The sequence below is a fragment of the Bacillus sp. JJ864 genome (genome assembly GCF_036963045.1).
GTDB lineage: Bacteria > Bacillota > Bacilli > Bacillales > Bacillaceae_G > Bacillus_A > Bacillus_A pseudomycoides_C.
In genome coordinates, this window is sequence record NZ_JBALLY010000029.1 from 1 (window position 1) to 23,935 (window position 23,935).

Annotated in this window: 22 protein-coding genes and 3 pseudogenes; 8 read left to right on the forward strand and 17 right to left on the reverse strand. The window is 37.7% G+C overall.

What is annotated here, in order from left to right:
• Nucleotides 1–140: 140 nt before the first annotated feature.
• A pseudogene (locus V7024_RS05465) lies at nucleotides 141–527 on the forward strand (DUF4188 domain-containing protein); the annotation flags it as partial.
• Nucleotides 528–570: 43 nt separating this feature from the next.
• On the opposite strand, the gene ald reads toward V7024_RS05465, so the two are convergent.
• On the reverse strand, nucleotides 571–1,704 hold the full coding sequence (ald, locus tag V7024_RS05470) for an alanine dehydrogenase (RefSeq protein WP_335516723.1): 1,134 nt from the start codon (nucleotides 1,702–1,704) through the stop codon (nucleotides 571–573).
• A gap of 145 nt (nucleotides 1,705–1,849) precedes the next feature.
• A pseudogene (locus V7024_RS05475) lies at nucleotides 1,850–2,649 on the reverse strand (SDR family oxidoreductase).
• 151 nt (nucleotides 2,650–2,800) lie between these two features.
• Here V7024_RS05475 and V7024_RS05480 point away from each other — a divergent pair.
• The 3 genes from V7024_RS05480 (at nucleotide 2,801) to V7024_RS05490 (ending at nucleotide 4,419) form a co-directional block, all read left to right on the forward strand.
• Nucleotides 2,801–3,259 carry a universal stress protein gene (locus V7024_RS05480; RefSeq protein ID WP_020060158.1) on the forward strand — a complete coding sequence of 153 codons (459 nt, stop codon included), beginning with the start codon at nucleotides 2,801–2,803 and terminating at the stop codon, nucleotides 3,257–3,259.
• Nucleotides 3,260–3,527: 268 nt separating this feature from the next.
• Complete coding sequence (locus V7024_RS05485; protein WP_335516727.1) at nucleotides 3,528–3,707, forward strand: ProA domain protein; 180 nt, start codon at nucleotides 3,528–3,530, stop codon at nucleotides 3,705–3,707.
• A 94-nt stretch (nucleotides 3,708–3,801) separates the two neighbouring features.
• Entirely contained in the window at nucleotides 3,802–4,419 is a 618-nt protein-coding gene (locus tag V7024_RS05490) for a hypothetical protein (protein WP_335516731.1), read from the forward strand.
• 25 nt (nucleotides 4,420–4,444) lie between these two features.
• Here V7024_RS05490 and argH read toward each other — a convergent pair whose 3' ends face one another.
• The gene (gene argH / locus V7024_RS05495; RefSeq protein ID WP_335516733.1) at nucleotides 4,445–5,833 is read right to left on the reverse strand and encodes an argininosuccinate lyase; all 1,389 of its coding nucleotides are present in this window, start codon (nucleotides 5,831–5,833) and stop codon (nucleotides 4,445–4,447) included.
• Complete coding sequence (locus V7024_RS05500; protein ID WP_335516736.1) at nucleotides 5,830–7,035, reverse strand: argininosuccinate synthase; 1,206 nt, start codon at nucleotides 7,033–7,035, stop codon at nucleotides 5,830–5,832. The genes argH and V7024_RS05500 overlap by 4 nt, the downstream gene beginning before the upstream one ends.
• A gap of 169 nt (nucleotides 7,036–7,204) precedes the next feature.
• Here V7024_RS05500 and V7024_RS05505 point away from each other — a divergent pair, with 169 nt between their 5' ends.
• On the forward strand, nucleotides 7,205–7,522 hold the full coding sequence (locus V7024_RS05505) for a radical SAM protein (RefSeq protein ID WP_335516739.1): 318 nt from the start codon (nucleotides 7,205–7,207) through the stop codon (nucleotides 7,520–7,522).
• 387 nt (nucleotides 7,523–7,909) lie between these two features.
• Here the strand turns inward: V7024_RS05505 and V7024_RS05510 are convergent, their stop codons facing one another.
• Nucleotides 7,910–8,125 (reverse strand): aspartyl-phosphate phosphatase Spo0E family protein, encoded by a 216-nt coding sequence (locus V7024_RS05510; RefSeq protein WP_335516742.1) that lies wholly within the window; start codon nucleotides 8,123–8,125, stop codon nucleotides 7,910–7,912.
• An 833-nt stretch (nucleotides 8,126–8,958) separates the two neighbouring features.
• On the opposite strand from V7024_RS05510, the gene V7024_RS05515 reads away from it, so the two are divergent.
• Nucleotides 8,959–9,609: a YitT family protein gene (locus V7024_RS05515; protein WP_335516746.1), complete on the forward strand. Its 651-nt coding sequence runs from the start codon at nucleotides 8,959–8,961 to the stop codon at nucleotides 9,607–9,609.
• 27 nt (nucleotides 9,610–9,636) lie between these two features.
• Here V7024_RS05515 and V7024_RS05520 read toward each other — a convergent pair whose 3' ends face one another.
• A complete protein-coding gene (locus V7024_RS05520; RefSeq protein WP_335516749.1) occupies nucleotides 9,637–10,464 on the reverse strand; it encodes an EcsC family protein in 828 nt (275 codons plus the stop codon).
• 125 nt (nucleotides 10,465–10,589) lie between these two features.
• On the opposite strand from V7024_RS05520, the pseudogene V7024_RS05525 reads away from it, so the two are divergent.
• Nucleotides 10,590–11,015: pseudogene (locus V7024_RS05525) on the forward strand (NUDIX hydrolase); the annotation flags it as partial.
• Nucleotides 11,016–11,060: 45 nt separating this feature from the next.
• On the opposite strand, the gene V7024_RS05530 reads toward V7024_RS05525, so the two are convergent.
• From V7024_RS05530 to V7024_RS05550, 5 genes are all read right to left on the reverse strand, one after another.
• Nucleotides 11,061–12,254 (reverse strand): acetate kinase, encoded by a 1,194-nt coding sequence (locus tag V7024_RS05530; RefSeq protein ID WP_335516752.1) that lies wholly within the window; start codon nucleotides 12,252–12,254, stop codon nucleotides 11,061–11,063.
• Nucleotides 12,255–12,551: 297 nt separating this feature from the next.
• Nucleotides 12,552–13,538 (reverse strand): class I SAM-dependent methyltransferase, encoded by a 987-nt coding sequence (locus tag V7024_RS05535; protein WP_335516755.1) that lies wholly within the window; start codon nucleotides 13,536–13,538, stop codon nucleotides 12,552–12,554.
• A gap of 106 nt (nucleotides 13,539–13,644) precedes the next feature.
• On the reverse strand, nucleotides 13,645–14,145 hold the full coding sequence (gene tpx, locus V7024_RS05540) for a thiol peroxidase (RefSeq protein ID WP_335516759.1): 501 nt from the start codon (nucleotides 14,143–14,145) through the stop codon (nucleotides 13,645–13,647).
• A gap of 334 nt (nucleotides 14,146–14,479) precedes the next feature.
• Nucleotides 14,480–14,875 (reverse strand): GerW family sporulation protein, encoded by a 396-nt coding sequence (gene ytfJ, locus V7024_RS05545; RefSeq protein ID WP_020060145.1) that lies wholly within the window; start codon nucleotides 14,873–14,875, stop codon nucleotides 14,480–14,482.
• 493 nt (nucleotides 14,876–15,368) lie between these two features.
• Nucleotides 15,369–15,998, reverse strand: coding sequence for a DUF2953 domain-containing protein (locus V7024_RS05550; protein WP_335516763.1), 630 nt, complete (start codon nucleotides 15,996–15,998; stop codon nucleotides 15,369–15,371).
• Between the two features lie 155 nt (nucleotides 15,999–16,153).
• Here V7024_RS05550 and V7024_RS05555 point away from each other — a divergent pair, with 155 nt between their 5' ends.
• Nucleotides 16,154–16,957 carry an NAD kinase gene (locus tag V7024_RS05555; RefSeq protein WP_335516766.1) on the forward strand — a complete coding sequence of 268 codons (804 nt, stop codon included), beginning with the start codon at nucleotides 16,154–16,156 and terminating at the stop codon, nucleotides 16,955–16,957.
• Between the two features lie 134 nt (nucleotides 16,958–17,091).
• Here V7024_RS05555 and V7024_RS05560 read toward each other — a convergent pair whose 3' ends face one another.
• The 6 genes from V7024_RS05560 to V7024_RS05585 all read right to left on the reverse strand — a co-directional run bounded on the left by V7024_RS05560 (nucleotide 17,092) and on the right by V7024_RS05585 (nucleotide 23,813).
• Nucleotides 17,092–18,654: an amidohydrolase gene (locus V7024_RS05560; protein ID WP_335516768.1), complete on the reverse strand. Its 1,563-nt coding sequence runs from the start codon at nucleotides 18,652–18,654 to the stop codon at nucleotides 17,092–17,094.
• A 20-nt stretch (nucleotides 18,655–18,674) separates the two neighbouring features.
• Nucleotides 18,675–19,247, reverse strand: coding sequence for a 2'-5' RNA ligase family protein (locus tag V7024_RS05565; protein ID WP_335516774.1), 573 nt, complete (start codon nucleotides 19,245–19,247; stop codon nucleotides 18,675–18,677).
• Nucleotides 19,248–19,389: 142 nt separating this feature from the next.
• Complete coding sequence (gene mbcS / locus V7024_RS05570; protein ID WP_335516776.1) at nucleotides 19,390–20,976, reverse strand: acyl-CoA synthetase MbcS; 1,587 nt, start codon at nucleotides 20,974–20,976, stop codon at nucleotides 19,390–19,392.
• A gap of 202 nt (nucleotides 20,977–21,178) precedes the next feature.
• Complete coding sequence (locus V7024_RS05575) at nucleotides 21,179–21,373, reverse strand: alpha/beta-type small acid-soluble spore protein (RefSeq protein WP_335516778.1); 195 nt, start codon at nucleotides 21,371–21,373, stop codon at nucleotides 21,179–21,181.
• 79 nt (nucleotides 21,374–21,452) lie between these two features.
• Nucleotides 21,453–22,664 carry a tRNA uracil 4-sulfurtransferase ThiI gene (thiI, locus tag V7024_RS05580; protein ID WP_335516781.1) on the reverse strand — a complete coding sequence of 404 codons (1,212 nt, stop codon included), beginning with the start codon at nucleotides 22,662–22,664 and terminating at the stop codon, nucleotides 21,453–21,455.
• Nucleotides 22,665–22,670: 6 nt separating this feature from the next.
• Nucleotides 22,671–23,813, reverse strand: a complete 1,143-nt coding sequence (locus V7024_RS05585; protein WP_335516784.1) for a cysteine desulfurase family protein — start codon at nucleotides 23,811–23,813, stop codon at nucleotides 22,671–22,673.
• Between the last annotated feature and the right edge of the window lie 122 nt (nucleotides 23,814–23,935).

A 23,935-nucleotide genomic window follows, 5' to 3' on the forward strand; every position in this document is an offset into this window, starting at 1 on the left:
TAAAATTTTTTATGAAGGTCACCGAGCGAAAGCGCGGTAGAAATCTGTGTCTATTATCTTGACGTAGTATCACAAAAAAGCGATTCATCTCCCACCTACCGTTTCACGCTTGAGATGGGGGTCTTCTCGCCAGATATGATAAACTATTTGCTGTTTCAAAATGGTTACCAGTAGCCCGGGCAATGGGTGGAATGCTGAAAGAGTTATATGAAAATAAGGAACTAGGTTTTCTCGGTACAGAATCTTTCTTCAACGGCCGTACCATTTTACAAATTCAATATTGGAAATCCTTTGAAGTCCTTGAACATTATGCACGTCATGCCTCCTTACATGTAGATGCTTGGAAAAATTTCAACCTAAAAGCTTCCAAAACGAAAACAGTTGGTATTTTTCATGAAACATATGTGATTGAGAAAGGCCAATATGAAAGTGTATATGTAAATATGCCGCGTTTTGGGTTAGCTAAAGCAGGAGAATCTGTTTCTGTAAATAGGCAACGTGAAACGGCTCGAACACGTATGAAATAATAATAAAAGCGACTATCAGCCGATAGTCGCTTTACAGTCTTTCTTATGATAAAGCAGGTGCTTTTTCAAGAAGCTCTTTTGCATCGGCATATTGTAAACCATGCGCTTCTGCAACTGCTTCAAATGTTACGTAGCCATCTAATGTATTAATACCTTTTAATAAGGCAGTGTTATCTAAGCAAGCTTTTTTGTAACCTTTGTTTGCGATTTGTACTGCGTATGGTACTGTTACGTTTGTTAACGCAAGTGTTGATGTACGTGGAACCGCACCTGGCATGTTTGCAACTGCATAGTGAACAACGCCATGTTTTTCGTAAGTTGGATTATCATGTGTTGTAATGCGGTCAGTTGTTTCAAAAATACCACCTTGGTCAATTGCGATGTCAACTACAACAGAACCTGGTTCCATAGATTGAATCATTTCTTCTGTTACAAGTTTTGGCGCTTTTGCACCTGGAATTAATACGGCACCAATCACAAGGTCAGATTCTTTTACAGCTTCTGTGATGTTATATGGGTTAGACATTAATGTTGCTACTTGGTTGCCGAAGATATCATCTAATTGACGAAGACGATCTGGGCTTAAGTCGATAATTGTTACATCCGCTCCTAGACCAACGGCAATTTTCGCTGCGTTCGTACCAGCTTGGCCACCGCCGATAATTGTTACTTTGCCGCATTTTACTCCCGGAACGCCAGCAAGTAAAATACCTTTACCGCCTTTATTTTTTTCAAGGAACTGTGCACCAATTTGCGCAGACATACGACCTGCTACTTCACTCATAGGTGCAAGTAATGGTAAAGAACGGTTGTCTAATTGAACTGTTTCATAAGCGATACCAACTACTTTGTTGTCAATTAATGCTTTTGTTAATTCTGGTTCTGGAGCTAAGTGTAAGTATGTGAATAAAATTAAACCTTCGTGGAAATAGCCGTATTCACTTGGAATTGGCTCTTTTACTTTCATAACCATCTCTTGATTCCAAGCTTCTTGTGCTGTTTCTACAATTGTTGCGCCTGCTTCAACATACGCTTCATCTGTAAATCCAGACCCTAAACCAGCACCTTTTTGAACAAAAACTTCATGACCGTTGTGAACTAAATGAACAACACCCGCTGGCGTCATTGCTACACGATTTTCATTGTTTTTAATTTCTGTTGGTACACCGATACGCATTGGAAATTCCCCCTTGAAATTATAAAAATTATCCCTGGCTAATTATAGCATCTATACTTTTAGAAAACGCTTTCTATACCCTTATATTTTATCATACATTTTCATTTTTTGACAAAAACAATACAAGTTGTCCGATAGAATTTGTCTAATTTTGACGATGTCGATGAATGACATCAACTGCTCCTGTTACTTCTATAACGGTGCCCGTAATCATATCTGAATCTTCTTCACATAAAAAAGAAATTGCACGAGCGATATCTTCCCCTGTACCAGAACGCCCAATTGGTGTACGAGAATCAGGTAATGTACGCGCCGTCGCAATTGTCGCTTCTTTCATATCACCAATAATATCACCGGGACATATCATATTTGATGTAATTCCATATTCAGCTTCTTCATAAGCAATTGTTTTCGTAAGCGAAACTAGTCCAACTTTTGCAGCCGCAAAAGCAGAGCGATATACCCATCCTGGTGCACTATCCGCTCCTTGAAATCCATAATTCACAATGCGACCAAATTTTTGCTGGCGCATAATCGGAACAACAAGCTTTAGTAAGTGAAATACGGCCGTTAAATTACCATGAATCATTTCATTCCATTCATCATCTTTATATTCAACTAATTTTTTACGCTCGAATACGTAAGGACCTGCATTATTAATAAGAAAGTCAATACGACCAAAACGTTCCATCGCTTTTGTTACTACTGTATGTAAATCTTCTTGTTTCGTTACATCCGCTTGCACAAATTGCATGCGATGCGCAAGATTTTCATATTGCCGCTTTAATGTTTCTACCGCTTGTATATCACTGCGATATGTCACTGTTACCGAATATCCTTTATGTAATAAACTCTCTGTTACTTTCTTCCCTAAACCTTTTGTACCGGCTGTAATGAGCGCATGTCTCACAAACATAAGCCTCCTTTTTTCTTGCTATATTTCATATGTAACAACTTCTTTATACAATTACAACTAAGATGTTTGAAACAGAGTTTTCGAAATTCTGTAACGTTTCTGTCAAATAATTTTCCATAATTTACTTTATAATAAAGATGTAAAGAGTTATAACGCTTATAAATCGGGGAGGAATCGTTCATGAATACTACATATACAAATATTTTAATCGCAGTTGATGGTTCTAAGGAAGCTGAAAAAGCATTTAAAAAAGCAATTCAAGTTGCAAAGCGTAATGATGCTACATTAACAATCGCTCATATCGTTGACGTCAAGGCTTATTCTGCAGTAGAAGCATATAGCCGTGCAATCGCAGAGCGCGCAAATTTATTTGCTGAAGATTTGTTAGAAGACTACAAAAAGGTTGCACTAGATGCAGGACTTACAAAAGTAGAAACTGTATTAGAATTTGGTAATCCAAAATCAAAAATCTCAAAAGATATTGCACCAAAAAACAAAGTTGATTTAATTATTTGCGGTGCAACTGGTTTAAATGCAGTAGAACGTTTCTTAATCGGTAGCGTCTCTGAACATATTATTCGCTATGCGAAATGCGATGTCCTTGTTGTTCGCGGCGAAGAAGAACAAGGCGAAATTTAATAACTTTGATAAAGTGAAACTTCCATCAGTGGGGGTTTTCTTCATCCCCCACTGATGGTTAGTTGAACCAATCGGGCTTTTACGGGCAGTTATCCCCCACCTATCTTCGTCGATTCTCTCTAAATCTTGAGGTGGGGGTTTTACTGCCCGTTAATGCGGGACAAATCAGCACCAAGCCTCTATGCAATGGCTTGGTGTTTTTTTCATTCCTTTGAAATAAAATTATCTTCTGCGGTTATGATAAGAAAAAAAGAATGGGGGAAATAACATGGAAAGTTCTGAGCGTATTATTCTAGACCTAAATGGCCAGGAAATCGACATGGTAGAAACAATTTGTGCCCACTTTAAAGATAAACACGGTGTAGAATTAAGTCATGGTGCACTATTTCGTGATTTAATGGACATCGAATATATTCGCATTACAGAAGGAAAACACAAATACGACTAAAAAATATAGACGCTAGGTTGCTTATATTATACAAGCAACCTTTTCCTTTATGCATACACTATATATATGTCCAAGCATAAAGGTGTGATTATTTTTGAATAATGAAAAGGAAAAAACCAGCGAAACTACAGTCAAAAGCAAACGCACTACTCCATTTATAAACTTATGTATCTTCACTCTTCCCGGCTGTAGTGTATCAGAAAAACAAATTAAGCAGCAAGTTGAGTTAGCAATAAAAATATGGAATATACAATTTGTTATTACTAGCATCACAACACTGAAAGATTTTTCAGTTCGAACGAATGATACTTCATTTCGAAAAAAACAAAGTAAAAACATAAAGCACTTATTTAATGAAAGAAAATACCTCTTTCCAAATCCAAGCAGCATTTCAATCTTTTATACAAACGCAAGACACCTCTCAAGTAATACAACGGGACGATCATTCCCTTCCCTTATGACACAAAGCCGGTTTAATCATATTATTCTCACAAAATCTGCATTAGAAAATACACTTGCGCATGAACTCGGACATATTTTATTCTACGCTCATCGAAAACTACAAGGAAAAAATCCAGATACAAACTCTTATCGAACACATAGTCTAGATTCTAAAAATATTATGTTTGGAATTGCCACAACCCGTAAACGGCAAACAACATCTCTGCAAAGAATGAAAGCATTAGAAAGTACATTAATTAAATATATGTAACAATCATGAAAACCCCCGTGAAATATTACATGTTCACGGGGATTTCTACTCGCTCTTTCGCTTTTTGAAGTGCTTGCCCAATTTGTTCGAATCCTGTACCGCCTGCACTGTTTCTTCTTTTTACTGCGGCGTACGGCGAAAGGACTTCGTATAAATCTTCCTCAAATAATGGGCTCATCTCTTGATAAGTTGCTAACGGTAGATCAAGTAAATATACACCTTTATTAATGCAAAGAAGGACAAGCTTTCCTACAATTTCATGCGCCTGACGAAATGGTAATCCTTTACTCGCTAAATAATCTGCAATTTCGGTCGCATTTGAAAAGTCTTGCGTAACAGCTTTCGCCATATTATCTTTTTTCACTGTCATTGTCTCAAGCATACCGGCCATTACATGTAAACAGCCTTTTACTGTACGGACTGTATCAAACATGCCTTCTTTATCTTCTTGCAAATCTTTATTGTAAGCAAGAGGCAATCCTTTCATAACTGTTAATAAACTAAACAAGTTGCCGTATACCCTTCCTGTTTTCCCGCGAATGAGCTCTGCCATATCCGGATTTTTCTTTTGCGGCATAATGCTACTGCCCGTTGCATAACGATCGCTCATTTCAATAAACTGAAATTCCTGACTGCTCCATAAAATCAATTCTTCACAAAAACGCGATAAATGCATCATTAATATAGAAGCATTACTTAAAAATTCAAGAATGAAATCACGGTCGCTTACTGCGTCTAAACTATTCTCATATATCCCATCAAAACCGAGCAGCTGCGCACTATATTCACGATCAATCGGGAATGTTGTCCCAGCAAGTGCCCCGGCTCCGAGTGGAGAAATGTTAATGCGCCCTAGTGAATCTGTAAAACGATTTGCATCACGTTCTAACATCCAAAAGTACGCAAGAAGATGATGCGCAAAAGAAATTGGCTGCGCGCGCTGTAAATGTGTATATCCTGGCATAATTGTTTCAATATGTTTTTCTGCTTGCACTGTAAGTACAGTCTGCACTTGCTTCACTGCCTCGATAATATGCTGCACTTCATTTCGTAAATACAAATGCATGTCAGTTGCTACTTGATCATTACGGCTTCTTCCTGTATGGAGCTTACCGCCAACTTCACCAATATGCTGAATTAACATTTTTTCAATATTCAAATGAATATCTTCTGCTTCAACAGAAAACGCAAGCTCCTGCTTCTTTGCCTTTTCCAGTAAATATTGAAGGCCTTTTTTTATTTTTTCTCCTTCTTCCGTTGTCACGATGCCGCATTTCACAAGCATCGTAACATGTGCAATACTTCCTTCTATATCTTCTATTGCTAATTGCTGGTCAAAGGAGATGGAAGCTCCAAACTCCTCGATCCACTGTTCAGCCTGCTCTGTAAAGCGACCGCCCCAAAGTTTACTCATGCCTCCACCTTCTTTTGACTCACTTGGCTATATACTTTTGTCGGTAACCCAAATAATGAAATAAATCCAATTGCTGCATCGTGATTAAATTCATCTTCTACTGTATATGTTGCTAATTTTTCATCGTATAGAGAATAATCCGATTTACGTCCTTCTACAATTGCATGTCCTTTAAATAGTTTGACACGTACTGTACCTGTCACATGTTTTTGCGTTTCTTGTAAAAAGGCAGTAAGAGCATCTTTTAAAGGCGAGAACCATAAACCGTTATAAATGAGCTCTGTTAATTTTTGTTCAATCATCGGTTTAAAGTGCGCTACTTCTTTTACAAGCGTTAAATCTTCTAATTCCTTATGAGCAGTAATTAACGTCATCGCTGCTGGGCATTCATACACTTCACGTGACTTAATACCGATAAGACGATTTTCTACGTGATCAATACGGCCAACCCCATGCTTACCAGCAAGAGAATTTAACGTTTTAATTAATTCCGCCAAGGAATACGCTACACCATTTAATGTTGTTGGCACTCCTGCTTCAAACCCAATTTCTACAAATTCAGGTTTGTTTGGTGTATTCTCCAGTGCTGCCGTCATTTCATATGCTTCTTCTGGCGGCGCTGCCCATGGATCTTCTAAAATTCCGCATTCATTGCTTCGTCCCCATAAGTTTTGATCAATGGAAAATGGACTGTCTAAATTAATCGGAATTGGCACATCGTTTTCTTTTGCATAGGCAATTTCCTCTTCACGTGACCATTTCCATTCACGCACTGGTGCAATTACTTCTAAATACGGATTTAACGCTTGAATCGAAACTTCAAAACGCACTTGATCGTTTCCTTTTCCCGTACATCCATGCGCAACTGCACTTGCCCCTTCCGTCTCTGCGATTTCTACCAACTTCTTCGCAATTAACGGACGAGATAATGCAGATACAAGTGGATATTTCCCTTCGTATAACGTATGGGCTTGCAGTGCTTTTAATGCATATTCATTGGCAAACTCTTCTTGCACGTCAATCATATACGATTTAATCGCTCCAACTGATAATGCCTTTTCTTTCACAAATTCTAAATCTTTTCCTTCCCCTAAATCTAAACAAAGTGCAATCACATCGTATCCTTTTTCTTGTAACCACTTAATCGCAACGGAAGTATCAAGGCCTCCGGAATATGCTAATACAACTTTCTTGTTCTCCATTTTACATCCCCCTGAAAAGAATATTTATTCATTTTTATTAATATTAATTCATAATTTATCATCTTTTTAAAAATGGCGCAAGGAATATTTGCAAATTTTTTTAAAACAATTCCATCGAAGTTCGTTCTCTTTTTCGATACAATGGAAGCAGAAAATGGAGGGAAGAGGCATGAAACAATATTTCACATATAATGAACATCTAGGAATTGAAATACCTGATTTACAAGAAGAATGGGAAGAGATTCCTACCGCTGGGCAGCATACCATTTTATTAAAGTGGGAACAAATTCGCGGGAAAATACCTGACCGGATTCAAGAGCTTGAACAGACCATTAATACGAAACAACATAAATTAAATAATGAAGAAAACTTTGAGCTTTCTTGTAAACTGAATACAGAAATTGCCGATCTCGCTTCCATCATTAACGACCTTTGGCTTTGGTATCGTCTCACTCAAAATGTTTCTGAAGGAAAGGCACATCAGTAATACTTATTTGGAGTTTACACATTTAATTCTTACATACAATTTATTTTCATAGGAGATTTAAATATACTTTGGAATGTGAGGTCTGCCAGTAAAAGTAGAAGGATCTATGGAGGCAAAGCATGATTTCCTATTTTTCATACACTTTCTTCATAATTGCTTAATTCGTTTCTGCTGGCAGATTTATATAATCTTATTATTTCATTGTTTTTAAATTTTTAACGCTTCTCTAGACACATTTCCCACCAATCAAACTATTACGGACTTCTTTTTTCTACCACATTTTCCGCAAACGCTTTCAAAGATAGTTAAATAAAAAAGAAAGCTTCTTCAAATACGATGCACTTAAATGAAAAAGCGTATGGAATATTATAATGATGTTGTTTCCAGCTAAGGTGAATGTGTATTGTTATTCGTATTTTTCTTTACAGAAATAGAATTCATACTTTCTTGGTAAGTAGTACTTTCCATCAAACGATAGACTAAATCATCTAACTCTTGGCTGCATACAACTACCTTTTCATGATTAAATCCGTACATTCTTACAAGAATAGTTAGTTCCTCTCTTTTTTTCTCTATGCTTGCTTGTATATCTATTATTTTCATACGAATCTCTCCAGTCATCCCTTATATGACTCGAATTATAGGAAATATTCACTTTAAAATGAATATTATGTAATTAATTAAAGTGAATTTCTATATTGATACAGATTGAAAGACAGACATAAAAACCCCTTTCTTTTTCGGTGGGCGAGAGCATCTAGCATGCATAGAAGCGATTTATATAATTGCCAACGAGCAAAAATTCATTTTTCATAACAAAAAAACTTTCGACAGCAAATATTAGTTTATTACAGCATTTCCCCTCAAACTTTAACTGCACTTCACCTTATCCTCTCATACTTACGAAGTATGTAGGTTTTTCTTTGCCCATTTGCAGTTTCCAACAACATACATTTTTTAAAAGTATGATATAATAGTATAAAATCTTTTACAGAAAGGATTTAGATATCATGATCGCTCGAAGGAGCATGTGGCATCGAAAAGACGAATCTTACACGTAGCGTATTTTTTTGCTTAGATATTTTGTCTAGCGAAAAAAATACGAAAGTGGGGAAATTATGATTGCCCGAAGGATAATTTGGCAACGAAAAGATTCTTCTTACACGTAGCGTTTTGTTTAGGTTGTTTGACACTTACTAAACAAAACCTAGAAGAGAATAGGATTGCTAAATAAAAATCCTACTCTGAGTTTTGTTTAGTCTATTTTAGGCCTAAACTAAAACGAAAGTAGGGAGAATTGATGGACGAGAGGATTATTCGTTATTTCTTCAGTGATATATAGCGTAGTTAGACGTATGTAAACTAACTGCTGCTATATAGGCGTAGTTAGTTTATGAAAAACAAAAAACTACTAACTACGGAGAGAAGGAATAACGATGGAGAACATCCAAAGTCGACAAATTATTAAAGAAATTTTTATGGTTTTACTTGGTTCATTTATTTTAGCTACCGTGCTATATCACATTCATTTTCAAAACCACTTAACTGAAGGTGGCTTTGTCGGAATCGCACTGTTTTTACAAAACTTTTTTGATATTTCACCATCCATTTCAACTGTTTTAATGGATATTCCAGTCATTTTACTATGTGCTACATTTTTAGGTAAAAAAATGGTCGGCTATTCATTTATCGGTTCAATTTCATTCGGAGTGTTTTATTCTTTAATGGAAAATTATTCTCCGTTTACGGTTGATTTATCTAATTATTTATTTGTAGCTGCAGTAATAGGCGGAGCTTTAGCTGGGGTTGGACTTGGTTTTATTTTACGATTCGGCGGTGCAACAGGCGGAGATGAAATTTTAACAATTGTATTGAGTAAAAAAACGCGCTTTACAGTTGGGCAAATTTTCTTCGCTTTTGACGTAATTGTCCTTGCACTTTCACTATACTATTTAACATGGACTCAAATTGCCTTTACGATTCTTTCCTTTGCTGTACAGGCAAAAGTACTAGATTTAATTTATTATCCAGCAAAGGAAAAGAAAACAGTGGCAATTCCGTTACCAAAACAACATGCAACAAATTAGAAGCGAAAGGCAACCGCCTTTCGCTTTTTATTTTTGGCGTAAATAACGCATTTGATAAAATCGATTCGCAAATTCTGTCACACTCCGCGTTAACCGATAATTCGCCGCCGATCCAACCGCAATTCCAAGCACTGGCACACCTTGAAACAACTTACGGCGCAGTGAATAAATAATGAACGTTTTCAAAATTTGTTTTAGCAGTACTTGGACAGATGCTGGATTTAATACTTCCTCTTCTCCCTCATAAAAGAATGGAGCTGATTCTTCTTGCTCTAACTCTTGCTGTAAATTGTACCAAGCATACTGCTGCAAATGCGCTGGCAATATAGCCGCATGAAACACTTTTAACGCTAACATCATTTCATACGGTTTATTCACATCATAGCCAAATGATGTGGCGATAAGCTGCACGGCTTTCACATTTAAAGCAATCAATACAGGAAAATCTGCACTTAATAATAAAAAGCCGCCAATTCCTGTTATTCCTCCTTGCACGAAAGAATATAAACGATGACGAGCTGTTTGTTGCTCTGCTATGTATGTTAATTGATGAATGGATAGTTCTCTCATTTCTTCAATATGTTCAATAGAATCATCAAACACACGCGCCGCCCCCAAAATCCTCCCGCGTGCATCGAGCTGCGACTGCGAGCTTTGCATGAACGCATGTAAATGAAAGAGCCATCCATCTGCTTTTGAAAAAAATTCATTTCGTTTCTTCTCTGACAACTTCGAAAATGTACGATTTAACCATTTATCAAACATTTGCTGAAAATCCGTTGATTCGTGTTGCACCAGTTGCTGCTCCCAGCTTTTTAGATCATGTAAAATTCGTTCCTCGCCCTTTGACAGCATACAAACATCTCCTTGAATTATTTTTCTATATTGTAATATATTTGCTGCGAGAGGCCGTACGCCCTGTTTTTTTCTGAAAAATATGTTATTTTCAAATAAGTCGCAATGAAAAAGGGAGGGATGTTATGTATCCGCGTGCAAAAGCATTAGGCATTATTAAACACAATGATTGCATCCTCGTTGAAGAATACAATAGAAAACATGAAACTGGTGAGGGATATTATTATAGGCCACTTGGAGGAACAATTGAACTTGGGGAATACGGGGCGCAAACTGTTATCCGAGAATTTGAAGAAGAACTTAGCGTCACTGTAGAAATCAGTACATACTTAGGCTGTTTAGAAAACATTTTTCAAATAGACAATACAATTGGCCATGAAATAGTCCAATTGTATTCTGCCCATTTTTCAAACAAAGAACTTTATAAACAGAATCGATTCACAATAACAGAAGGAGATAACATCTCTTATGGTGTATGGGTCCCGATTGAAACATTTTTACAAGGTGAAAAAACATTATACCCAAACGGATTAACGGAACTACTTTCAAAAAATAACAGAAAAAAGACGGGAATCATCCCGTCTTTTCATCATATATTAACCAATATTTCCAAGACGTACTACGTCACGAGCAATCATAACTTCTTCGTCTGTTGGAATTACGATTACTTTTACTGGAGAGTGAGGGAAGCTAATGAATGCTTCTTCACCACGGAAATTGTTGCGTTTTGGGTCGAAGTATACGCCCATAAACTCAAGACCTTCTAATACGCGCTCACGAATTACTGAACTGTTCTCACCAATACCAGCTGTAAAGATGATTGCGTCTACGCCTTTCATACGAGCTGCATAAGAACCGATATATTTATGAATGCGGCCAATAAAGATCTCTAATGCTACTTCTGCACGGTGATTTCCTTCTTCTTCAGCTTGCTCAATATCACGTAAGTCACTTGAGAATCCAGAAAGACCTAACATACCACTTTTCTTATTTAATACGTTAAGAACTTCATCTACAGTTTGTCCTGTTTTCTTCATGATATATGGAATTAACGCAGGATCAAGGTTACCAGAACGTGTACCCATTGTTACACCAGCAAGTGGAGTGAAGCCCATAGACGTATCAAGTGATTTTCCGCCTTCAACAGCTGCGATACTTGCACCGTTACCTAAGTGACAAGAAAGTAAACGTAAGCTTTCAAGTGGACGGCCTAATAATTCAGCTGCACGCTCTGTTACATACTTATGAGAAGTACCGTGGAAGCCGTATTTACGGATGCCGTATTTTTCATAGTATTCATACGGTAAGCTATATAAGAAAGATTCTTCTGGCATTGTTTGATGGAATGCTGTATCGAACACTGCTACTGAAGGTACGTTCGGAAGAACTTCTTGGAACGCTTTAATACCAACAACGTGTGCTGGGTTATGAAGTGGTGCTAACTCACTTAAAGCGTCGATTTCTGCTAATACTTCATCAGTAATTAGAGCAGAATCCGGAAATTTTTCACCGCCGTGTACAACACGGTGACCAATACCGCTAATCTCATCAAGAGATTTAATAATACCAGTTGCAGTTAATTTGTTTAAAAGCATATTAACCGCAACTCCATGGTCTGCGATATTTGTTACTTCTGTTTGTTTCTCGCCGTTCACAGTAATTGTAAATACGCTATCTTCTAAGCCGATACGTTCTACTAAACCTTTTGTTAATACTGTTTCACTTGGCATTTCAAATAATTGGAACTTTAAGGAAGAGCTTCCTGCATTAATCGCGATGATTTTTGACATCTAGTCTTTCGCCCCTTTTTCTCTAGCTGTGTGGAATCCCTCCACAAACCGCTCAATTTTATGTCTTTAATTTTTCTCAGATAACAGAACCGTTTCACTGATAAAAATTTAATACTCACGATTTTAATTTAAACATCGTACGACATATATTTCAAGTGAAAAAATTGTAACACAATCGTTTTTTTTATATTACAGATTTAAAGTTTTCAATTTCGTCACCTATATATATTACTGAATTTTGTAAACAATATAAAACTGTACTATATATACGTGCATATCTGTTATACATGATCGTCTTTAGTTTTTCTCAACAAACCAACCATTAATTTGCTGCATAATGTTCTCCATCGCTTGCACTTTAGAGAATTTCGGTAATTCTACTAATAGCGCTTGTTTTGGCATGTTTATGTTTTGCCCTTTCTTTTGGAGAACAAATATACTTTTTGCATTTTTTTCATTCTTAAACATGGAAACAGGTAATTGTAGTAAACCTTGCACAAAACATGTTTCTTTAATAAATGCATGAAGCTTTGGTGCTTGATCGCTTTCAAAAATGAAGTTTGGCACTAAGAAAAATAAATAGCCGCCATCTTTTGTATGTTTGACACTTTGTTCAATAAAAAGATGATGTGCATAAGACATACCTTCGTCTGCTTTTAACGTATATTCACTTGCACCGATTTCATTTGGATAATAGCCGATCGGTAAATCACACACAACTGCATCAACTGGATCAATATAAAGAGAAGCTAATCCATCTTGATTAAAGAACTCGACCGCTTGCTTTTGTAAATTTGCATTGACTAATGCAAGTTTAACAAGCAAGTCATCCACATCTACTCCAAAGCCACTCATCGTTGTACCTTCTAGGTAACCATTGAAGATTGTCGTCAATAAATTACCCGTTCCAACTGCAGGATCTAGTACAGTTATTTCTTTTTGATCCTTCATAAATTTATGGAACAAATAACTCATAAACATCCCAACTGCATCAGGCGTCATTTCATGATTTGCTTGTACGCCGTCTTTCATCCCTTTTAAGATGGCAAGTTGAAACGCTTTGCGAATTTCTTCGCCTTTATAGTTTTCTTCATTAAACTTGCTATATTCACGCTCTAATCGTTCAATTGTTGGTTGTTCTAAGCCTTCTTGTAAAATTGTTCCTTCAAATAAATTATCACCTGTTTCTACAAGTGCTTCTAAGTACGTTATATTTAATTCTTTACGTAAAATTACGGCAGAAGAATCAAAAATAGAAAATAATGTTTCTACTGTTGAACTCACGAAAATTCCTCCTTCAAACTAAAATACACATAACTTATATCATACCACATTCTAAATTTTTCCCAAAAGAAAAAGCGATCCCTTGAGAAGAGATCGCTTGCCTACATTACTTCGCAGCTTTTGCTGCTTCTAATGCCGCTTCGTAATTTGGATGGCTTGTACCTTCACTTACGTATTCTGCGTAAACAACTTTGTCGTTGCTATCTACTACGAATACTGCACGTGCAAGTAAACGAAGTTCTTTCATTACAATACCGTATGCCTCACCAAAAGAAAGGTCGCGGTGATCAGAAAGCGTTACAACGTTTTCTAAACCGTTAGCTGCACACCAGCGCTTTTGAGCAAATGGTAAATCAACGCTAATTGTTAATACTTTTGCGTTCTCAATGCTAGCTGCATCTTCATTGAAACGACGAGTTTGTGCATCACATACACCAGTATCAATAGATGGTACAACACTAATCAATTTCACTGCGCCTTTATATGTTTCTAAAGTTACCGGAGATAAATCATTTGCTAACACTTGGAAGTTCGGTGCTTGATCGCCTACTTTAACTTCTGTGCCAACTAAAGTGATTGGGTTTCCTTTAAACGTTACGTTTGCCATTTGAAAATCCTCCCTTTTCTAAAAACAAAGTATGTACAGTGTAAATGATAGATGTTCAGTAAACAGAATGCAACTGAATCGCTCTGTTTTTAGAAAAAAGAAGAAGCTGACCATAAAGTCCAATTTTCGGTATGATCCAATTCTAGAAGATGGACAATACACATGCCGAACATTGTCGAAGGGTCTTTATATCGTGTCGAAGCGCCGATATATTATAAATATCGCCGATAAATGTAATACTTTCGCCGATATCTGGCGAATTATGGACGATATATTGATTGACACTAAAAAATGCTAACTCAATAGGTGCTTATTGAGTTAGCTCTTCTGTTTCTTATATTTCATACTCCGGCTGTTCATCTTTTTGTTTGTTCATCATTTCTTTCACTTTATCAACTGCTTGCGGTGCTAATTCCATTATTTTATCAAGTATATGCGTCTGTTTATCTAAATGAAGTACTTTCACACCTTCACTATTTACAATAAGAAAAGCAACCGGGTTAATGGAAACACCGCCGCCGCTACCACCGCCAAATGGATGATGATTATTATTTTCCAGTTTCCCAAATTCACTACCACCTGCCGCAAAACCAAAGCTTACTTTAGAAACTGTTAAGATGACACTTCCATCAGGTGACTGAATTGGATCACCAATGATTGTATTTACATCAATCATATGATTTAAATGCTGCATCGCGGTTGTCATTAACCCTTGTATTGGATGTTCCATATAATCCCCCCTATATTTATCCCGCTATTCGTGGGCAGTAATACTCCCACCTCAAAATTCAGTGAAAGCATTGTCCAGTTCCAGTGGCTAGAATGTTCGGTGGCTTCGCTTCTTCCTCACATTCTGGACGAGCCACTTCCACATTTCTTTGTTGTCCAGTTCCAGTGGCTAGAATGTTCGGTGGCTTCGCTTCTTCCTACGAGGTAAAAAACACCTCTACGTCAGAAGCTCCATCCCCCTCACATTCTGGACGAGCCACTTCCACATTTCTTTGTTGTCCAGTTCCAGCGGCTAGAATCTCCGGTCGTTTCGCCCCCTCGGACGAGGCAAAAAGCGCCTCTCTGCCGGGTGCGTGGGCGTCCTGCGATTCTGAGCGAGCCGCTTCCGCTTTTCTAAAACAGTTAGGCGGGAGATAAACTGCCCGTAAAAGCCCGATTGGTGAGGCTGATAATCAGTGGGGGATGAAGAACCCCCCACTGATTAAAGTTTCACTTTATTGCTGCATCGCATGATCTGTCGGAATAACTCCTTGCTTCTTCAAAAATATAAACAGCTTAATTACTGCCTTAACCGCACGATATATACGAAACGAAGCCGTTAATTCACAATGTGATGCTACAGTTTCCCCTTGAAAAATCGGAGTAATCTCAAGTTGCGGCGCACCAATAATTTCTACATATTGACCGGTAGCGCCAACAATGATTCCTTTTACTGACCATGCATAGCCTGTAATAACTCCCGTACTCGCTGCATCACCTGTTCCAATTTGCGAATACCATCTCCAATTGTTGATTTTCACTTTTTGCAGAAAATCTTTAATCATAGTATGGATTTCTTGCAGCCTTTTTATAATCTCCGCTACACTGTCAAGCCATGCCACAAATTTATCCTCGGTTCCGCCTTCCTCTTCTGCTTTGTCAATTTTTTGACTCGTTTTCCTTTGCTGCTTTTCGATTCGTTCTAGCACATCAAACGTATAATGAATCATCCAGATTTTTATTTGAAGCAAACATTGCTTTTCTGTTTCGGTATATAACAAACTAATTTTCAGCGATAATTTTGATAACAAAATAAATAAGATAAGCAAAATAAGTATTCCAATTCCAATCACAAGCCACTTCATCGTACCATCCTTTCATTCCGTATCCATTATCGACACGATATGAAAAAAATAAACGAAATTGAAAATATAGATTTTTCTAAAAACAGAAGGATTTTTCATATTTTTATCGAAATATAGTATTTGAACATATTATTTACTGCATGGAGGGATACAAAATGGAAGATCGTCGCAATTTATTTTTCTTTTACGGTGATGATAAAGCAACGCTTATTGAAAAAATGAACCCAGTATATGACATTTTAAAGAAAAACGGATTTACAATACTAGACCACCCAAAGCACGCAAACGCTATCATTAGTGTTGGCGACGACGGTACATTTTTGCAGGCTGTTAGAAAAACAGGATTTCGTGAGGATTGCTTATACGCAGGGGTTTCGACAACAGATGATATTTCCTTTTACTGTGACTTCCACATCGATCATGTCGATAGCGCCCTTCAAGAAATCACAAAAAATGAAATTGAAGTAAGAAGATATCCAACAATTCAAGTAACTGTCGATCATGACACATCTTTTTATTGCTTAAATGAATTTTCACTACGCTCTAGCGTGATTAAAACATTTGTGTTAGATGTGTACATCGATGATTTATATTTTGAAACATTCAGAGGGGATGGCTTAGTTGTTTCTACCCCAACAGGAAGCACTGCGTATAATAAATCACTAAGCGGAGCTGTCGTGGATCCATTAATTCCATGTTTCCAAGTAAGTGAGCTTGCTTCCTTAAATAACAATACGTACCGGACACTTGGCTCTCCATTCATCTTAAGCAACAATCGTACGTTAACGTTAAAATTAACTCATAATGGTAAAGATTATCCTGTCATGGGTATGGATAACGAAGCACTTAGCATTAAACAAGTTGAAAAAGCAGTTGTTCGTTTAAGCGATAAGCAAATCAAAACAGTAAAACTAAAAAATAATTCGTTCTGGGAAAAAGTACAAAGAACGTTTTTATAAAGTGAAACTTCCTTTTGGAGTGTTCTTCTCCAAAAGGTTAGTTGAACNNTACGGGCAGTTTTCTTCCCTGCTCTTATCCAGCCTTTACTGCTCACGAATAGCGGGATAAGAAATAAAGGCGGCATGTGCCGCCTTTATTTCTTGTATACAACCTCACCATCCACAACCGTCATCATAACGTTTATCTCTTTTATTTCCTCTCCCTGCACGTCAAATATATCTCTATCTAATACAGTAAAGTCCGCCTCATATCCCGCTACAATTTTTCCGCGACTCGCTTCTTTTCCAATCGCATATGCGCTTCCTGTTGTGAACAGTGAAATAGCTTCAAATACTGTTAACCTTTCTTCTGGCATGTAACAGTTTCCATCCACAAAGCTCTTTCTTGTTACAGCGCTATATATACCTAAAAGCGGGTTCACCTGCTCGATTGGTGCATCTGAACCGCCCGCACAGTGTAAACCAGAAGCAAGGAGCGTTTTCCATGCATATGCATACCGCAGACGCCGCTCTCCTAACTTTTCAATAACAGATGGAAAGTCAGAAGAAACGAAGACAGGCTGAATATCTAAAATTGCCGGGAGCTTCTTCATGCGCTGAGTTAACTCTTCACGCGCAAGCTGACAGTGAATAATGCGGTCCCGCTGCCCTTCTTTTGGCGGATGCATTTCAAGCGCATCGATTACATATTCAAGTGATAGATCACCAATTGTATGAATTGCGACAGGCATATGGAATTCTCGCGCTTGTTTAACGAGTTCCGCAAGTTCAGTACGGGAAAAAATAGCAACGCCATTCGTTTCTTTTGCATCTTCATACGGTTCACTAAGCAGCGCTGTTCGTCCGCCAAAGGAACCATCCGAAAAGATTTTCATCGCTCCAAACTCAATATAATGTGTATTCTCATATCGCTCACGTTCGTGTGCTACTTCATGATGGACGAGAAGATGCGCTTTAAACGGTAAATCTCGAATCACTTCCGTAAAGGCATTGTATGTTTTTTGAAAACCGCCATAGTAGTTTAAGTCTTCTGTATGGCCGCCAACTAGTCCATATTTCCAACAATCTTGAATTGTGGTTTGCAGTGCCTTTGTTAAATAAGCTGCATCGATGTTTGGTAGAATAGGGGCGATTAAATCTTGCGCTTGTTCATACAATAATCCTGTGAATTCACCATGTTGATCGCGCCCGATTTTCCCGCCTTTTGGGTCTTCTCTACCTTGCATAATTTCAGCTTTCTCAAGAATATAAGAGTTCACCAACGTTACATGACGGCAAACACGTTTTAATAATATAGGATGATGACGTGATAAATCATCTAAATCCCGTTTATGTACATCTTTTCGGTCTGTAAAATTATTTTCATTCCAGCCCTCGCCAACAATCCATTCTCCTTGCTTCGTTGTTTTCACTCGCTCAGCGACAAGGTTTAGTACTTCCTGATAAGATGTGCATGCTGATAAATCTAAGCGAAGTAATCGTTCTCCGTGTCCAATAAGATGCATATGGCTATCGACAAAACCAGGGAGCATTGTTTTCCCTTCTAAATTGAAGAACTGTTTCGGCTGATACCGTGCCTCTAGTTCTTCTTTCCTTCCAACAGCAATAATTTTACCGTTTTCTAAGTAAACTGCTTCTACGAATGCTCCTTCTTCTTCCATCGTATAAATCTTTCCGCCGTACCAAAGTTCTCCCATTTTTTTCTCCCCCATTTTGATTAGCTATGAACATTGTTTGTGACACCCGTTAACCTTTTTGAAAAAATAATAGGTGCATTTACACACTTCTCATTTTTATATTCAACTTTTATTAGAGCAATTTCACTAATAACCGCATGTATTTTCTCTATTCTGTTTGTACAATATTGAAAAGCTTCATGAAATTTTTCTTCCGTTAAGTGATTAGCAATTGTACAATGCGGAATCCAATTGTTAGGAAAATATAATGAAGATGAATGATCGCTATATTTTTTCATTTGCTCATGGAAGTTACGATGAAAATCAAATAACGTTTTTGTAGGTACAGGCGACAGAAATACTGTTTTAGATGCTAAAAATGTTCCCAATGTACTTAGCGTTATAGGAATGTTACTCGTCTCTTGTAAAACTTGATTCATGTCTTCTATAAAAGATTCTTCTTCAAAATTTTTATAGCTAGCGATTGTAATATGAGGCCTTCTATTAGGAGCTTCTTTAGAATAATAAGAAATCCCGCTTCTGCACAACTCATTCCATACTGCATGTATTTCTTTTTCTGTTGTTTCATCGAATAAAGCAATTACACCGTACATCCTCTCTCCCCCTAAACTTTACCCTTATAACAATCTAATTATCTTAATTTTCTTATAACATCATTATAAAGCAACCTATCCTCTTAAACAAAAAAAAACCAATTCTATTCAAATAGAATCGGGCAGAGTGAAGTGCGCTATATTACTTTGAAGCCAGTTCCATTTCACGTTTCCGCAGCTCCACGCGGCGAATTTTACCGGAAATCGTTTTTGGCAATTCTTTCACAAATTCAATTTTACGCGGGTATTTATAAGGCGCCGTTAATTCTTTTACATGCTCTTGCAAGAGCGGAATTAACGTACTGTCTTGCTCATCAACATTTTCTTTTAACACGATAAAGGCTTTTACGATATTTCCTCGTATTTCATCTGGACTTGCCACAACAGCACATTCTCTGACGTATGGATGTTTAACCAGTGCATCTTCCACCTCAAACGGTCCGATTGTATAGCCGGAGCTAATTATAATATCGTCGCCGCGCCCTTCAAACCAAAAGTAGCCATCTTCATCCTTTTTGGCCTGATCACCTGTAATGTAATAATCGCCGCGAAATTGCATAGCCGTACGCTCCAGATCTTTATAGTACTGTTTAAATAATGCCGGTGTTTTCACATGTACTGCAATATCTCCTACTTCTCCCGGAAGAACTGGCTTACCATCTTCATCTACAATATCAACTTGATTGCCCGGTGTCGGTTTCCCCATCGAACCAGGTTTTATTTCCATTCCTTTTAATACGCCAACTAGTAATGTATTTTCTGTTTGACCATATCCATCACGAACCGTTATATGAAAATAATTTCGAAATGTATTAATAACCTCTCTGTTTAATGGCTCTCCTGCTGAAACCGCACTATGCAAGGAAGAGAGATCATATCGCTGCAAGTTTTCCACTTTCGCCATTAAACGATATTCAGTTGGCGTGCAGCATAGTACATTTACTTTGTTATCACTTAATAACTGTAAATATGTTTCCGGATCAAATTTCCCATGGTACACAAATCCCGTTGCACCTGAACCGAGCGTCGCAAGAAACGGACTCCACACCCATTTTTGCCACCCTGGACTTGCTGTTGCCCATACAACATCATTTTCTTTAATCGCTAACCAGTTTGCAGCGCTCGTACGAAGATGAGCATACGCCCAAGCATGCGTATGTACAACGCCCTTAGGATTGCCCGTCGTTCCAGATGTATACGATAAGAACACCATATCATCACACTTTGTCTCTGCCATTTCTAATGCAGCACTCTCTGTGTTAAGCGCTTCCTGTATATTCTTCCAGCCTTCTAGCGGTTTTTCGCTTAATACAAATTTACGAAGGGAATACACTGCTTCAATTCCATCGAATTGTCCTACATACGGTTCATAGCTTACAATCGCTTTTACTTCTCCGTGCTCGATTCGGTATTCAATATCTTTTTTGCGCAGCATTTCTGAACTCGGAATAACGACAAACCCCGCTTTAATCGCAGCAATATACGTCATATATGTTTCAATAAGACGCGGCATCATAATAAGAAGCTTGTCCCCTTTTTGAAGACCGCTTTTTATAAAAGCGTTTCCAATTTTATTCGCCCCTTGTAACAATTCCCCGTATGTGACTTCCCTTTTATTCCCTTGATCATCTTGCCAAATTAGTGCAAGCCTATTTGGCTCATGTGCATAACGCTCCATTTCTTCGACTAAATTATACATCGGCGGTGCTAATAGCTCTTCCCGGTTCATACTCTTCCCCCTTTATTATGTCCATCCTCTCTTTAATAATAAAGAATTTTCTGTAAATTTTAAACTATCTTCTTTTGACAAATTTGTTTATATTTTGACCAATTGGCTACAATAGTAGATGTTTTCTCTTATTTTTTGACAGAAAACAACAAAAAAGAAAGAGTGGGAAATCCCACTCTCTCTAAGCCATTGTATATAGTTGTTATCGTTGGAAACCACCTAATTGTTGTTCAGCCATTGAAACTAAACGTTTTGTAATTTCGCCACCAACAGATCCGTTAGCACGAGATGTTGCATCTGGTCCAAGTTGTACACCAAACTCTTGAGCGATTTCGTATTTCATTTGATCTAAAGCAGCTTGCGCACCAGCAACTGCTAATTTACTTGTGTTTGCCATATGGTATCACCTCCTTGTGAGTATAGAGTGTGATAAACCATATAGCTTCATACATATCTTTTGATGGTAATTTATGGTTTTAAAATAAATCTTCGAATTTTTCTTCTTCCGCTACTTCTACTGTTTGCAATACCATTTTTTCTGTATTTGCAACAGCAGATTCAATAAGCGGTGTAAAATCATAGTATGATTCAAATTTATTCGCTTTTTCACGCTTCGGTTTTGTTGCCGGACTTGCTGGTGTAAAGACTGTACAGCAATCTTCGTACGGACGAATTGAAATGTCATACGTACCGATATCGTTAGCAATTTTAATAATTTCTAGTTTATCCATCGCAATAAGCGGACGGATAATTGGATAATTTGTCACTTCGTTAATCGTATGCATACTATCTAACGTTTGACTCGCTACTTGGCCAAGACTTTCCCCTGTCGTAAGAGCAAGTGCGTTGCGCTCTTCTGCAATTCGCTCTGCAATACGCATCATCATACGGCGCATAATTGTCATTGAATAGTTAGATGGAATTTCTTTATTAATTGTTTTTTGAACTTCTGTAAACGGTACAAGGTGAAGTGTCACGCGTTTACAATACTTCGTTAGCTCCTGTGCTAAATCAATTACCTTCTGTTTTGCACGCTCGCTCGTAAACGGGGGACTATGAAAATGAACAGCTTCCACTGATACGCCGCGCTTCATTGTTAAGTAAGCTGCAACCGGACTATCAATACCACCAGAAAGAAGAAGCATTACTTTTCCGCCAACACCAACTGGAAGACCGCCAGCTCCCATGCGCTCATCACACATAATATAGCTATAACCACTTCGAATTTCAATGCGGATATTTACATCTGGATTATGAACATCTACTGTAATATCCTCTGTATTTTGTAAAACATATCCCCCGATTTCTGGAAGCAGTTCCATCGTTTGCATCGGGAAATGCTTGTAAGAACGGTGAACTGTAATTTTAAATGTTTTTACGTCACCCTTTACTTGCAGAAAAGCAGCAAGTGCACCTTTTTTAATTTCCTCTAAATCTGTTGGTACTTTCATTGCTAAGTTAAACTTGTGAATCCCAAACACATCTTGCAATTTTTCCGCAACCGCTTCATGATCTTCACCATTTAACTGAATATACATGCGGTCATGCGTCGCATCAATTTTTAAGTTTGTAAATTTTTTTAATTTATGTTTCACATTATCTTTTAATGTGCTTACAAACTTAGAACGGTTCTTTCCTTTTGTTGTCATTTCGCCGTAGCGAACTAAAATATACTCGTATGTCATCATCTTTCCTTACCTCATCACTTCATATAATTTTGGCAATGTTTCTTTTATAATTCCTTCGAATTGTTTTACTTCTTCCATCGTATTTTCCGCAGTTAAACTAATACGAATCGCACTTTCTGCTACCGCATGCGGCAAGCCCATTGCTAGTAAAACGTGGCTTACTTCGTTTGCTCTTGAAGAACAAGCGGATTTTGTTGACACATACACATCACGTTCTTCCAAAGCATGCACAACAATTTCTGGCTTTAATCCCACAAATGATACGTTTAAAATATGCGGTGCCGTATGTTCTTTCGGTGTATTAATTGTAACATCCTTCATATCGCTAAACATACGGATGAGTTCTTCTTTTAACTCGCGAAGATGCCCCGTATTTTCGGACTGTTTTTCTAAAGTCATTCGCAAAGCTTTGATCATCGCAACAATTCCTGGTAAGTTTTCTGTACCAGAACGGTAACGCAACTCTTGTCCACCACCCGATAAAACTGGATCGAGCCTTACACCATCACGAACATATAGAAGTCCTGTTCCTTTTACACTATGGAACTTATGTCCCGAAATTGTGCAAAGATCAATATGACTTTCATACAAATCAAGCGGTACTTTTCCAATTCCTTGTACATGATCGACATGGAATCGTACTTTCGGATAGTTCGCTAATAACTTTCCAACTTCATCAACAGGCTGAATCGCGCCTGTTTCGTTATTGACGTGAATCATAGAAACAAGAATGGTATCATCTCGAAGAGCACGTTTCACATCTTCAACTGATACAACACCATTTTCATTTACCGGCAAATATGTAACGTCAAAACCAAGGCTTTCTAGCTGCTTATATGCTTCAAACACAGAAGCGTGTTCAATGTTTGTTGTAATCATATGCTTACCACGGGAGCGATTTCTCATCGCAATCCCCTTAATTGCAAGGTTATTTCCTTCTGTTCCTCCAGACGTAAAGACAATTTCTGAAGGCTTTGTGCGAAGAAGCTGAGCTGCAATCGTACGCGATTGCGTTAATAAACGCTCTGATTCTCCTCCTAGGGAATGAATAGAAGAAGGATTTCCAAAATACTTTCCTGCAACTGTCACATAAGATTGCAAGGCTTCCGGGTACGGCTTTGTCGTCGCACTATTATCAAAGTAAATCATCGTTATTCCCCTTTCACCGATATCGAAATCCCATAAAGTGAAACTTTAATCAGTGGGGGTTCTCTTCATCCCCCACTGATTATCAGCCCTCACCAATCGGGCCTTTACGGGCAGTTTATCTC